Below are 13,432 nucleotides of genomic sequence, written 5' to 3'. Positions count from 1 at the left end.
CAGTTTGCCAATTCGATTAGGGCAATAGCCAAAATAGCCGTGATCTATAGGATTGATAGTACGACAAACGACCTACCCCAGCTACCAATCGCTGGCATCATCCCGATGCACCGTGACCGACAGCACCGTGTCATCGAGCGCATCGACCTCGATGGCGACCTGCATCGGGCTACAGCAGCGCTGGCAGTCCTCAACGGTTGAGATCGAGCCCTGGCTTGCGTCGATCAAGAGTGTGCACATCGTGCCGCAATACGGGCATTGAACATCACGCGGTTCAAGCAGCTCTTCGTTCATGGTATCGCCCTCATTCAACCAGACACTTGAGCGCCCGGCGGGATCAATTTTTTGGCGTATTCATAAAGTGAAGTGTAGCGAGCGATGCGCATTTCCCCCGCCCTGATTTCACCTTTCCTGTTAAAGCTTCTCGCGCTAACGCGCCCTTCACGATATCTGCATGAGCTGGCACCATGATTGTCGACAGTTGGCGGCGCGCTTAAATCGCGCATATTTCCCAAAGAGCACCTACGCTTTACCTCGGGCACCCGTCGAAGTAGACGCGATGGGAATGACCGTAGCCTATAAACATGCCCGAGCCGTCGACACTGACCCTCTTAATACGATGAGGAGGAGGCCCATGAGCGCCCAGGATGCAAGTGACATGATTTCCGAACTCAAGGTGGGTGATGCGACCTACCACTATTACAGCCTTGCCGAAGCCGAAAAACAGTACGGCGATATTTCGAAGCTGCCCTTCACACTGAAAGTCCTTCTCGAGAACCAGCTGCGCTATCAGGACGGCGAGGCCGCCACCGCCGATGACATCCAGGCGCTGGTCGATTGGCAGAAAGAAGGCAAGTCCACCCGCGAAATCGGCTACCGCCCCGCCCGCGTACTGATGCAGGACTTTACGGGCGTGCCCGGCGTGGTCGATCTTGCCGCCATGCGTGACGCCGTCAAGAATCTGGGGGAATCGCCCGAGCGCATCAACCCGCTCTCCCCGGTCGATCTGGTCATCGACCACTCGGTCATGGTCGATCACTTCGGTGACGACGACGCGTTCGAGGACAACGTCAAGATCGAGATGGAGCGTAACCGCGAGCGTTACGAGTTTCTGCGCTGGGGCCAGCAGGCCTTCAACAACTTCAGCGTCGTTCCGCCGGGCACCGGCATCTGCCACCAGGTCAATCTGGAGTACCTCGGCAAGTCGGTCTGGACCAAGGACATCGACGGCAAGACCTTTGCCTTCCCCGACACGCTGGTCGGCACCGACTCCCATACCACCATGATCAATGGCCTTGGCGTGCTTGGCTGGGGCGTCGGCGGCATCGAAGCCGAAGCTGCAATGCTCGGTCAGCCGGTGTCGATGCTGATTCCCGAAGTGGTCGGCTTCAAGCTGACCGGCAAGCTCAACGAAGGCATTACCGCAACCGATCTGGTGCTGACCGTCACCCAGATGCTCAGGAAGCACGGTGTGGTCGGCAAGTTCGTCGAATTCTACGGCGATGGCCTGAAGGATCTGCCGCTGGCCGATCGCGCGACGATCGCCAACATGGCGCCCGAGTACGGCGCGACCTGTGGTTTCTTCCCGCTTGATGATGAAACCCTGACCTACATGAAGCTCACCGGCCGTAGCCAGGAGCAGACCGAACTGGTCGAGGAGTACGCGAAAACACAGGGTCTCTGGCGCGAGCCCGGCCATGAGCCGCGCTTCAGCGACACCCTCGAACTCGACATGAATGAGGTCGAATCGAGCCTTGCCGGCCCGAAACGCCCGCAGGACCGTGTCTCGCTGAAAGACATGAAGTCCACTTTCCTCAAACTGCTCGACGAGCAGTCCGGTGACGAGCAGGACACCGAAGACGGCAAGTGGCTGAGCGAAGGCGGCCAGACCGCGCCTTACGTCGGCAACAGCTACCGCGACAACCCCAACGTCGAATGGAAAGGCGACAAGTTCCGCCTCGACGAGGGCGCCGTGGTCATTGCAGCGATCACCTCCTGCACTAACACCTCCAACCCGAGCGTGCTGATGGCGGCAGGCCTTCTGGCCAAGAAAGCCGTCGAAAAAGGCATGATGTCCAAGCCCTGGGTCAAGACCTCCCTGGCACCGGGTTCCAAGGTCGTGACCGACTACCTTGCGACCGCAGGTTTCCAGGAGCCGCTCAACACGCTCGGCTTCAACCTTGTGGGCTACGGTTGCACCACGTGCATCGGCAACTCAGGCCCGCTGCCCGAGCCCATCGAAAAGGCCGTGCAGGATGAAAACCTGACCGTGGCCTCGGTGCTTTCGGGCAACCGTAACTTCGAAGGGCGCATCCATCCGCTGGTCAAGACCAACTGGCTGGCGTCACCGCCCCTGGTCGTCGCCTTTGCACTCGCCGGCAACATGCGGATCAACATCACCGAAGATCCGCTCGGTCAGGACAAGGACGGCAACGACGTCTTCCTGAAGGACATCTGGCCGTCACAGGCCGAGATCGCCGAGGCCGTCGAGCGGGTCAAGACGGACATGTACCGCAAGGAGTACGCCGAAGTCTTCGACGGCGACGAAACCTGGCAGTCCATCGATGTCGAGGCCAGCGAAGTCTACAACTGGTCAAGCGACTCGACCTACATTCAGAACCCGCCGTTCTTCGAAGGCATGGGCCGTGAGCCCGAGAAGATCGAAGACGTGGTCGAGGCCCGCGTGCTCGCCAAGCTCGGCGACTCGGTTACTACCGACCACATCTCACCGGCGGGTGCGATCAAGCCCGACAGCCCTGCAGGCAAGTACCTGAAGGACAACGGGGTCGAGGTCAAGGACTTCAACTCCTACGGCTCGCGTCGCGGCAACCACGAAGTGATGATGCGCGGTACCTTCGCCAACGTGCGCATCAAAAACGAGATGCTCGATAACGTCGAAGGCGGCTTCACACGCCATATTCCCTCTGGCGAGCAGATGTCCATTTACGATGCGGCCATGAAGTATCAGGAAGACGATACACCGCTGGTCGTCATCGCCGGCAAGGAATACGGCACCGGCTCCTCGCGTGACTGGGCAGCCAAGGGCACACGCCTGCTCGGCGTGCGCGCGGTACTGGCCGAATCCTACGAGCGCATCCACCGCTCCAACCTGATCGGCATGGGCGTATTGCCGCTGCAGTTCCCCGAAGGTGAGGATCGCAATTCGCTGAACATGACCGGCGAGGAAGTGATCTCGATCAAGGGACTTGGCAAGCTCGAGCCCGGCGGCACCGTCGACGTCTCGATCACGTTCGAGGACGGCAATGAGAAAACCATCTCGGCCAAGTGCCGCATCGACACTGCCAACGAGATGGAGTACTACCGTCACGGCGGCATCCTGCACTACGTACTTCGCAGCATGCTGAGCAAGTGAGCCTGTCGGACGCCGCCTTATGCGGCGTCCGATCCGGTACAAAAAAAGCCCCGACCGATGGTCGGGGCTTTTTCATGCCTGGCGCCTGCATCGTCACCAGAACGGCTTAACGACTAGAACGCCGCGCGGCGATAGTGGCGATAGCGCGGGTGCCAGAAGTTCTTCGTGATTTCACCCCAGAGCCGCTCATCGCTGGTCTCGAGCGCCACCCCTTCCTTCTGGGCCTGCTTGGCCACGGCAAAGGCGATGTCCTGACTGAGCGTCTGCACGTCCTTGATTGACGGCAAGAGTGCCCCCTCGCCGTGCTTGACGATCGGTGCGCTGTCAGAGAGCGCCCGTGAGGCCGCCATCAGCATCTCATCGGTAATCTTTGAGGCCTTGGCCGCGACCGCCCCCAGACCAATGCCCGGGAAGATGTAGGAATTGTTGCACTGGGCAATCGGAATCGTCCGTCCCTCGAACTCGACCGGGTCGAACGGGCTGCCGGTGCACACCAGCGCCTGCCCATTGGTCCACTTGATGATCTGCTCGGGCGTGGCCTCGACCTTGGAGGTCGGGTTCGACAGCGGCATCACCAGCGGGTTGGCGCAGTTCTTGTGAAGTGTCTTGATCACCTCTTCCGAGAACAACCCCTTCTGACCGGAAACACCGATCAAGATGGTGGCGCCTGCGTGGGAGAGCACCTCGGTCAGCGAGATACTGCCGTTGCCAAGCCCCCAGTCAGAGAGCGCGTCGCGCGATTGCGCCAGACGCTGCTGGAAGGGATAGAGCCCCTTGGCATCGTCGGTCACCAGACCGTCCTTGTCGATCATGAACACGCGCTTTCGCGCCTCACGCTCGGAAAGGCCCTCATCGATCATCGCCACCACGATGTGCTCGGCAATGCCGCAGCCGGCCGAGCCTGCGCCGACAAACGCCACGACCTGATCTTTGAGCGGCTCATTCTTGGCCTTGCAGGCCGCCATCAATGTGCCGAGCGCGACCGAGGCCGTGCCTTGAATATCGTCGTTGAAGCTGCAGATGTCGTTGCGGTATTTCTCGAGCAGCGGATTGGCGTTTTTCTGCGCGAAATCCTCGAACTGAAGCAACACGTTCGGCCATCGGCGCTTGACCGCCTGAATGAACAGCTCGATGAACTCGGCGTATTCCTCATCCCCAATACGCGGATGACGCCAGCCCATGTACATCGGGTCGTCCAGAAGCTCCTGGTTATCAGTGCCCACGTCCAGTACCAGCGGCAGCGTATAGGCCGGGCTGATGCCGCCACAGGCGGTGTAGAGCGAGAGCTTGCCGATCGGAATACCCATGCCGCCGATACCCTGATCCCCAAGCCCCAGAATCCGGCCGCCGTCGGTGACGACAATCACCTTGACGTTGTCCTTGGTCGCGCTTCTTAGAATGTCATCCATCCGGTGGCGGTCCGGGTAGGCAATGAACAGGCCGCGATGGTTGCGGTAGATTTCCGAGAATTTCTCACAGGCCTGGCCGACCGTCGGCGTATAGATGATCGGCAGCATCTCCTCGAGGTTTTCCTCGATCAGACGGAAGAACAACGTTTCGTTGTCGTCCTGAATCGCGCGCAGGTAGATGTGCTTGTCGAGGTTGGTCGCACACTGGCTGTACTGGTGATAGGCGCGCTCGACCTGTTCTTCGATGGTCTCGACGTTATGGGGCAACAGACCGATCAGATTGAAACTGATGCGTTCTTCGAGCGTAAAGGCACTGCCCTTGTTGAGCAGCGGCATTTCAAGAAGCGTGGGGCCCGCGTAGGGGACATACAGAGGACGTTTCGACGGTTCGCTCATGAGCTCTCGCATACCAGGTTGAACAAATTGGCCCCGGCGGTACGACGAGATGACTGCGCCGCCGGGCTGAATCCGTACCGGCGTCGTTTACGCGACGAACGGTTGCCTTGGCGTCGGGGACAGGCACCGTTTCAGTGTAGCAAGTCCCGACCGGTCGTCAGGCCGGAGGGCCGGTGTGTCGACATTTTATCAGTGCCTACACGGCTCCCCGGCGGTTTTTTTAATTATAAAAAGACCGATCAGACGAACCGACCGAGACCGACTGCCGAGCGCAGCCGCTCGAGTGTGCGCGTGGTTTCCTCGCGCGCCTTTTCCGCGCCCTGCTGCAGCACGGCTTCGATATGCCCGGGGTCTTCCAGAAGCGCCTGATAGCGCTCGCGCGGCGCACTCAGCTGCCCATTGAGCAACTCAAACAGCTCGTTTTTGACCTCGCCCCAGCCGATGCCCTCGGCGTAGCGCGTGCGCATGGCCTCGGTCTGATCAGTCGATGCAAAGGCCGAATAGATCTGAAACAGCGTGCAGCCCTCGGTCGATTTGGGCTCACCCGGCTCGAGCGAGTTGGTCTTGATCTTGCGAATCAGCTTCAAAAGCTTCTTCTCGGACACGAACAGCGGAATCGTGTTGTTGTAGCTCTTGGACATCTTGCGACCATCGAGGCCGTTCAATACCTCGACACGCTCATCGACCACCGCCTCGGGCAGAGTGAAATACTGCCCCTTGTAGAGGTGGTTGAACCGCCCGGCCATATCACGGGCCATTTCGATGTGCTGGATCTGATCCCGTCCGACCGGCACCTTGTTGGCGTTGAACATCAATATATCGGCCGCCATCAGTACCGGGTAGCCGTAAAGCCCCATGGTGACGCCACGGTCCGGGTCGGGGCTGCCGTTTTCTTCATTGTCGTGCACCGCCGCCTTGTAGGCGTGGGCCCGGTTCATCAGGCCCTTGGCACACACGCACGACAGCAACCAGCTCAGCTCGGGAATTTCCGGAATATCGGACTGTCGATAGAACGTGGCGTTATCGGTATCGAGCCCGAGTGCCAGCCAGGTCGCGGCGATCTCGCGCCGGGACTGTTCGACCAGTTTTGGATCCTGCGCCTTGATCAGGGCGTGGAAGTCGGCCAGAAAATAGAACGCCTCGACCGACGTATCCTGACTGGCCTCGATGGCCGGACGGATCGCCCCGACGTAGTTACCGAGATGAGGGGTGCCGGTGGTGGTGATACCGGTCAGAACACGTGTCTTAGTCATCGAAAGAGGGTCTCGAAAAGTGTCTACAATACATGAACGCCTACGGCCCGAAAGGCACACCGAGGCCGTGTGAATCCGGCAATCTTAACCGAAGCCTGCCAAGCGACGCGAACCCTGCCCTTGAGATCGCGCGCCCCCACCATCATTGAATACCCAGATCGGCTTTTTTCGCCCTACCCATCAGGAGTCTTGCCATGCGCTGGATGAACACGCCCCTTTTCACCACGCCGCGCGCCGCGTCCACCGATGACGGATCAAGCGGTGCGACGCCGCTGATCCCCCGCGAGACGCTCTTCGGCAACCCGACCCGCATCGGTGCCCAGCTAAGCCCGGACGGCAACTGGCTCTCCTGGATCGCCCCCAATGACGGCGTACTCAATCTCTGGGTTGCTCCCAGAACGCAGCCCGACGATATACGGGCACTCACCTCTGAAATCGAGCGCCCGATTCGAAGCTATTTCTGGTCCCCCGACAGTCGCCAGCTTCTCTACGTCAACGACCAGGGCGGCGATGAAAACTTCCGCCTGTTCGCAGTGGACGTGGAAAGCGCTGACACCACGCTTCTGACCCCGCAGGACGAGATCCGTGTGATGGTCATCGGCGTCAGCGCCGATGTCAGTGATCACATCCTGATCGGGCTCAACGACCGCGACCCGCGCTGGCACGACGTCTACCGGCTGTATCTTGCCGATGGCCGACTGGAAAACGTGCTCGAAAACGAAGGCTATGGCGGCTTCATGGCCGACGACAACCTGAACCTGCGCCTGGCCATGCGCCCCCGCCCGGATGGCGGCGAGGATTTCTTTAAGGTCGAGGGCACCGACATCGACAAGGAGCCCTTCGCCTCGATCGGCTTTGAAGACAGCAGCAACACCGGCCCGGCAGGCTTCACCCGCGACGGCAAGACCCTTTACTGGATCGACAGCCGCGAGCGTGACACCGCCGCCCTCATGGCCCAGGACTGGGCGAGCGGCGAAATGACGCTGATCGCCCACGACGACCGCGCCGACACCACCGACGTGATGTTGAGCCGCGAGACCCGCGAGGTCGAAGCGTGGTCGGTGGAATACCTGCGTGAGCGCTGGCACTTCAAGAGCGACGCGATCGAGGCGAGCATGACGTGGCTCGACAATGAGCTCAAAGGCGATGTCCATGTCACCTCGCGCTCACGTGACGACCGCTACTGGGTCGTGGTCAACGACCCGATCACCGCGCCGTCGCATACGTGGTTGTTCGACCGCGACGCAAACGCACTCACTTCGCTGTTCGTCAGCCGCCCCGAGCTTGAAGGCGCTCCGCTTCAGGGCATGACACCGCTGGAGCTCACCGCCCGTGATGGCCTGACACTGACCAGCTACCTGACGCTGCCCGACGGGCTGAGTGACTCAGGCGGCTTCTCGCGCCCGGCCGCACCGCTTCCGATGGTGCTTTTAGTCCACGGCGGGCCCTGGGCGCGGGACAGCTACGGCAGCAACGGCTACCACCAGTGGCTTGCCAACCGGGGCTACGCGGTGCTCTCGGTCAACTTCCGCGGCTCCACAGGCTTCGGCAAGCGCTTCACCAGCGCAGGCGACGGCGAATGGGGCACCGCCATGCACACCGACCTGCTTGACGCCGTCGACTGGGCCGTCAGCGAAGGCGTGGCCGACACGACGCGCGTGGCGATCATGGGCGGCTCCTACGGCGGCTACGCAACGCTTGCAGGGCTTACCATGACCCCGGACGTTTTTGCCTGCGGCGTCGACATCGTCGGCCCCTCCAATCTTGAAACGCTGCTTGAAAGTATTCCGGCGTACTGGGAAGCCGGCCGCCAGCAGATGTATCGCCGCATGGCCGACCCCGGCACGGAAGACGGCCAGGCCTGGCTCAAGGACCGCTCACCGCTGACGCATGCCGAGCACATCACGCGGCCGCTTCTGATCGGCCAGGGCGCCAACGACCCCCGCGTCAAGCAGGCCGAGAGCGATCAGATCGTCGAGGCCATGCGTGCCAACGACATCCCGGTCACCTACGTGCTGTTCCCGGACGAAGGCCACGGTTTTGCCCGCCCGGTCAACAACATCGCCTTCAACGCCGTCACCGAGGCGTTTCTGGCCGACGTACTCGGCGGGCGCTTCGAGCCGATCGGCGACGCACTCGAGACTTCCTCGATCACGGTCCCGCACGGCGCCGAATACGCGCCCGGCCTCGAGACGGCCCTGAAGGCCTGATCCCCGAACGCTTATCCCGCCTCCAAAGGCGCCCTCGGGCGCCTTTTTTTTGGCGCGGTCTCGCTTTTCCACTGCCTGGGCACCTCTCCGGTCACTTGCTTACGCCGGGCGTTTCCTCCGCCACCGTCAACTTGCGCTAAACACCTGAACCTGCCTCGCCGATAAGAATAAGTACCGCCTTAAACAGTGATTCGTCCCAATGAATGCTTGCGCTGGACTGATATCGCCCAATCGACACCTGGTGCTTGCCGTCCTCCTGATTGTCGGAGGTTTCAGCCTGCCGGCTCAGGCCGCCACCGACCCGACAAGCACCAGAGCCTGGCTCCTTCGGGCCGAGATCGTCACGTCACGCTCACTTGATGTCGACACCGACGCCGGGCAGCTGGGAGGCGACTACTACGCACCACCAACACTCTCCCCGACGCTGAGTCTGACCCGCCTTTTAAGCCCTTCGTGGGCCATTCAACTCTCGGGTGGCGTCTCGACCACTGCGGTCCACCTCAAAGACACCTTTTTCGGAGACATCGATGCCGGCGAGGTTACAACCGCCGCCGTAATGGCAAGCCTTCAGTATTACCTGCCGACATCCAGCCCCCTGCGGCCATACCTGGGGGCAGGAGCGGCCTACGCCTGGCCGCTTGATGTATCACCCAGTGAGGGTATCGGGGCGTTCAAGGTCAACACTCTATTGATTCCAGTGGCACAACTCGGACTCGACTACCACCTCGGTGTGGCCTGGTCCGTGGGACTCTCCGCCACCTATCTGTTCGTACCTGTACAGCGCTACAGTGGAGACGGATTCGACGTCGAGGTCGATCTGGACCAGTTGGCGCTCGGCGCAGGCATCGGTTACCGATTTTGAGGTGATGTCTTTGCTCATTATCTGCCGACTGGCCCACCGACAAGAGCACACGCCGTATGGAGCTTGATATCACCACATTTCATTTCTCGAGTGTGCTCAGCCGAGTGGGCTTTATGATCGTCTTCGCGGTCATGATCGCCAAGAGCCCCGGCACACGTTACCTCTGGTGCTGGGGCGGCGCGATTGCAGCATCGACCCTTGGCTCGCTCATCGCGCTGTCAGTGCCCCAGAACACCATGCCCGCCCCCGCGCTAGGCGCCATCATGTTCGGCGCCTACGTGGCCAGCATGGCCCTATCCTGGAGCGGGCTGCGCCTTTTCTATGAAAGGCCCGGAAAGCTTGCGTGGGCGCTTTTACTGATCATGCTGACCGGCATCAGCTATCCGATTCTTCCGGCGCTTTCGGGGTCGATGGCGCTTGAGGTAGCACTGATTTATGCACTGGCAGGCATGGGGTCGGCGCTGGTCGTGGTCGAAATCTATCGGGCCCGACATAAGCGCCTCTGGTCGCAATACGTCGTGGGCGCCGCCTTCACAAGCTATCTACTGAGTTTCATGCTGGGCCTTGTGCAGATTGCCCTGAGCGACAAGGTCGTGACCATGACAAGCGCCGGCCAGGGGCCGATGATTTTCGATCAGGTCTCAAGCATCATGGTCTATTTCGGTCTGATCGCGATGACCAGCGAGTGGGCCAATCAACAGTTGATCGAGCAAGCCGAAACGGACCCGCTGACCGGGCTGATCAACCGGCGCGGTGTGGCCACGCGCCTCGACGCCACCTGCACGAGCGATGAACGCGTCAATGCCGTTTTGCTGCTTGATATCGACCACTTCAAAAGCGTCAACGACTGCTACGGCCATGACGATGGCGATACGGTACTGAGCGAATTCGCCAGCCGCCTTCGTCAGACGCTTCGTGACAATGATTTGATCGCCCGCTGGGGCGGCGAGGAATTTCTGGTCGTGCTGCCAGGTGTCTCCCTGGAAACAGCGCGGCAGCGCGCTGAAGCGGTTCGACTGGCGATCGCCAAGCTCCCGTTTCAGCTCTCCCGCGGCGCACTCGACGTCACCGTCAGCATCGGAGTGGCCGTCAGTCACACGCTCGTTCAGCAGTTTGACACCACCGTCAACGCAGCCGACGCCGCGCTTTATCAAGCGAAACACGCAGGGCGCAACCGAGTCTGTCTGTCACATCACGCCCTAACCGAGTAAGCGCCGCGCCTGGAGTCAACGTCTATCAGCATCCCTTCACCGACGGCGTGTAGGGCGCACGAAAGAAAAAGGGCCGCAGACGAACGCCCAGCATATTGCCGGCAAACGCGAACACCAGCCAGAGCCAGCCGTGAAGGCTTCCCGAGGCAATCCCGCTGAAGTACGCCCCGATATTGCACCCGAAGGCAATGCGCGCGCCGTAGCCCAGCAGCAGCCCACCAAGAACCGCCGCAATCAGCGAGCGGGCAGGAATGCGAATATTTGGCGCGAATCGCCCGGCAAGGGCCGCCGCCAGCATTGCCCCTGCAATAATACCGACGTTCATGACCGTGGTGATGTCCTGCCATACCGGCGCATCAAGCGCCGCAGCTCGATCAGGCGCCTGCCAGTAGGCCCAGCTCGACGGGTCGATTCCAACAAGGCTTGCCCCCTTGGCACCCCATAGCGCGAAGGCCGAGGTGATCCCCCAGGGGCGCCCGGCCAGAGACAGCGTGACAAAGTTCAACACGGCAAGCGCCACCGCCCCGGCCAAAAGCGGCCATGGTCCACGCAGTAGACGTGCCCACCCCTGAGTCTTCGGCGAAGACACCGCCTCCAGCCCACCATGACGGCGTTTTTCGAGCCAGACCGTTCCCAGCGCGATCGCACCGAACAGCGCAAGGCTCAGAAAGATGCCGTTGGTTGGGCCAAGGATTTTCGGAAGCGACACCGGCGCAAAGGCGGGCAGCGCCATCCACCAGTCAAAATGCACGGTCGCAAGCACCGAACCTAGGATGAAGAACAAAAGCGTGACCATCATGCGCGCACTGCCGCCGCCGGCCGTGAAGAGGGTACCCGAGGCGCAGCCGCCGCCGAGCTGCATGCCAAGCCCGAACATGAACGCACCGACCGCGACCGAGACGCCAATGGGGGCAACAAAGCCTTCTGCGGCGTGACCAAAGAGCGTCCCGCTGGCAAGCGGCGGGAAAAACAGCACCACCGCCACCGAAAGCAACACCATCTGAGCGCGAAGGCCGCGCCCGCGCCGCTCGACGATCACCCGACGCCAGGCCGAGGTAAACCCGAACGCGGCGTGATAGAGCACCACGCCAAGCCCGGCGCCGGTCAGAAGTAGCCCGGCCTGTGCAGGGCTCACCGTCCCTGCAAGCCACAAGAGCCCGACGGCCAGCACAGCAAGTGCCATAACGCCCGGCCCTTTTTGCATCATGGGGCGCCGGCTGGCCCCGTCCACCACGTTCAAGCGAGCCATGCCCACCTCCTGTTCGAACACGTTAATGGCGCGTGGTTATCGCCTGAGAGTGAGGGTTAAAAATCGATTCGGCCGAAGGGCGCCCTTGATAGACGCCGTTCGGCCGAATGAGTCGTACGTAACCGCGCTGCCCGAGCCGCCATCGAGAGGACGGCCTGCGGGCAGGAGCGCGGCTCAGTCTCTGAACACGCGCACACCGAGCGCCTTCAGATAGGCGGTCTCGGGAATGGCGGGGTGAATCGGGTGATCCGGCCCCTGGTGGCCCTGGTGAACGATCTGGGCGTTGCGGTCCTGATGACGCGCCGCGCCGCGCACAAGGTCGATGTGCCGGTCGTCGGCCAGGTGCATCGAGCAGGACGCCGAGACCAGAATGCCGTCACGGCCCAGCAGCCGCATCGCTTCGCGGTTGAGCCGACCATAGGCCCGCTCGCCGTTGGCGATGTCCTTGCGCTTTTTGATGAACGCGGGCGGATCGAGCACGACCACATCGAATTTCTCGCCTTCGGCCTTCAGGTCCGACAAGACATCGAATGCATCCCCCATCAGGGTCGACACCTTGTCCTCGACCCCGTTGAGTGCGGCGTTGCTTTTAACCTGTTCGAGCGCGCTGGCAGAGGCGTCGACGCACATCACCTCGCGTGCACCGTGGGTTGCGGCCTGAATGCCCCAGCCGCCGGTGTAGCTGAACACGTCCAGCACGCGCCGGCCTTCGACCATCTCATTGAGACGCGCGCGGTTGATGCGGTGGTCATAGAACCAGCCGGTTTTCTGACCGTCGATCACCCGGGCTTCGAACTGGGTGCTGTTTTCCTCGAGCAGCACGCGCTCGGGCAAGGTGCCCTGCACCACTTCGATCTCAGGCGCCATCGACTCGAGCTGGCGCCCGGTGGTGTTGCCCTTGAACACGATGACCGACGGCTCGATCACCTTGTTGAGCGCATCGATGATCTGGTCCCTGACCTTTTCCATTCCGAGCGTATTGATCTGAACCACGACCACATCGCCAAAGCGGTCAATCACAAGCCCAGGCAACAGATCGCCCTCGCCGTAGACCAGACGATAGAACGGCTTGTCGAACAGACTCTCACGCAGCGCCAGCGCCTGCTTGAATCGGTGCACTAAAAGCGACCGGTCGAGCCGGACATTGGGGTCACGCGAGACCACGCGTCCGCAGATCAGAGAGTGCGGATTGATGTAGGCCACACCGAGCGCCTTGCCGCCGGCGGCTTCAACAATCGCCTGCGCCCCTGGCTCGAACGCCTTGAGCGGCGACTGATCGTTGTCGATCTCGTTGGAATACAGCCAGAGGTGGCCGGCTTTCAAACGCTTGTCCGCGTTTTTCTTGAGCCTTAAATGTTGCGTCACGGAAACATCGGACATGGAAACACTCGCATCCTTGGGGCCAGAGGCCAGAGTATGACCTGACGACGAAACGCGCCGTCAGTGGCGTATGAGCAAATGATACACGG

General features: G+C 61.3%; 9 protein-coding genes. 4 read left to right on the top strand and 5 right to left on the bottom strand.

Going from position 1 to position 13,432, the window contains the following annotated elements:
• Positions 1 to 81: 81 nt before the first annotated feature.
• On the bottom strand, positions 82 to 294 hold the full coding sequence (locus NAT23_RS05720; protein ID WP_251592798.1) for a zinc ribbon domain-containing protein: 213 nt from the start codon (positions 292 to 294) through the stop codon (positions 82 to 84).
• A 340-nt stretch (positions 295 to 634) separates the two neighbouring features.
• Between NAT23_RS05720 and acnA the strand changes: the two genes are divergently transcribed.
• The gene (gene acnA / locus NAT23_RS05715) at positions 635 to 3,373 is read left to right on the top strand and encodes an aconitate hydratase AcnA (RefSeq protein WP_286009959.1); all 2,739 of its coding nucleotides are present in this window, start codon (positions 635 to 637) and stop codon (positions 3,371 to 3,373) included.
• 113 nt (positions 3,374 to 3,486) lie between these two features.
• Here the strand turns inward: acnA and NAT23_RS05710 are convergent, their stop codons facing one another.
• The gene (locus NAT23_RS05710) at positions 3,487 to 5,178 is read right to left on the bottom strand and encodes an NAD-dependent malic enzyme (RefSeq protein WP_251926310.1); all 1,692 of its coding nucleotides are present in this window, start codon (positions 5,176 to 5,178) and stop codon (positions 3,487 to 3,489) included.
• A gap of 239 nt (positions 5,179 to 5,417) precedes the next feature.
• Positions 5,418 to 6,431, bottom strand: a complete 1,014-nt coding sequence (locus NAT23_RS05705) for a tryptophan--tRNA ligase (protein WP_251926309.1) — start codon at positions 6,429 to 6,431, stop codon at positions 5,418 to 5,420.
• Positions 6,432 to 6,625: 194 nt separating this feature from the next.
• On the opposite strand from NAT23_RS05705, the gene NAT23_RS05700 reads away from it, so the two are divergent.
• The 3 genes from NAT23_RS05700 to NAT23_RS05690 all read left to right on the top strand — a co-directional run bounded on the left by NAT23_RS05700 (position 6,626) and on the right by NAT23_RS05690 (position 10,714).
• Positions 6,626 to 8,641, top strand: a complete 2,016-nt coding sequence (locus tag NAT23_RS05700; RefSeq protein WP_251926308.1) for a S9 family peptidase — start codon at positions 6,626 to 6,628, stop codon at positions 8,639 to 8,641.
• 199 nt (positions 8,642 to 8,840) lie between these two features.
• Entirely contained in the window at positions 8,841 to 9,503 is a 663-nt protein-coding gene (locus NAT23_RS05695) for an OmpW/AlkL family protein (protein ID WP_251926302.1), read from the top strand.
• A 56-nt stretch (positions 9,504 to 9,559) separates the two neighbouring features.
• Complete coding sequence (locus NAT23_RS05690; protein ID WP_251926300.1) at positions 9,560 to 10,714, top strand: GGDEF domain-containing protein; 1,155 nt, start codon at positions 9,560 to 9,562, stop codon at positions 10,712 to 10,714.
• Positions 10,715 to 10,739: 25 nt separating this feature from the next.
• On the opposite strand, the gene NAT23_RS05685 is transcribed toward NAT23_RS05690, so the two are convergent.
• Together NAT23_RS05685 and NAT23_RS05680 are read right to left on the bottom strand one after the other, a co-directional pair.
• The gene (locus NAT23_RS05685; protein ID WP_251926763.1) at positions 10,740 to 11,921 is read right to left on the bottom strand and encodes a YeeE/YedE family protein; all 1,182 of its coding nucleotides are present in this window, start codon (positions 11,919 to 11,921) and stop codon (positions 10,740 to 10,742) included.
• 216 nt (positions 11,922 to 12,137) lie between these two features.
• Entirely contained in the window at positions 12,138 to 13,328 is a 1,191-nt protein-coding gene (locus NAT23_RS05680) for a class I SAM-dependent rRNA methyltransferase (protein ID WP_251593569.1), read from the bottom strand.
• Positions 13,329 to 13,432: the final 104 nt, after the last annotated feature.

Origin of the sequence: Larsenimonas salina (genome assembly GCF_023736155.1) — a bacterium.
GTDB lineage: Bacteria > Pseudomonadota > Gammaproteobacteria > Pseudomonadales > Halomonadaceae > Larsenimonas > Larsenimonas salina.
Note: the sequence above shows the minus strand (reverse complement) of the source record. Positions and strands in the feature narration are given on the sequence as shown.

Coding starts and splice junctions, on each gene's coding strand:
- acnA (WP_286009959.1), top strand. CDS start 635: ATGAGCGCCCAGGATGCAAGTGACATGATTTCCGAACTCAAGGTGGGT.
- NAT23_RS05710 (WP_251926310.1), bottom strand. CDS start 5,178: ATGAGCGAACCGTCGAAACGTCCTCTGTATGTCCCCTACGCGGGCCCC.
- NAT23_RS05695 (WP_251926302.1), top strand. CDS start 8,841: ATGAATGCTTGCGCTGGACTGATATCGCCCAATCGACACCTGGTGCTT.
- NAT23_RS05700 (WP_251926308.1), top strand. CDS start 6,626: ATGCGCTGGATGAACACGCCCCTTTTCACCACGCCGCGCGCCGCGTCC.
- NAT23_RS05690 (WP_251926300.1), top strand. CDS start 9,560: ATGGAGCTTGATATCACCACATTTCATTTCTCGAGTGTGCTCAGCCGA.
- NAT23_RS05720 (WP_251592798.1), bottom strand. CDS start 294: ATGAACGAAGAGCTGCTTGAACCGCGTGATGTTCAATGCCCGTATTGC.
- NAT23_RS05705 (WP_251926309.1), bottom strand. CDS start 6,431: ATGACTAAGACACGTGTTCTGACCGGTATCACCACCACCGGCACCCCT.
- NAT23_RS05685 (WP_251926763.1), bottom strand. CDS start 11,921: ATGATGCAAAAAGGGCCGGGCGTTATGGCACTTGCTGTGCTGGCCGTC.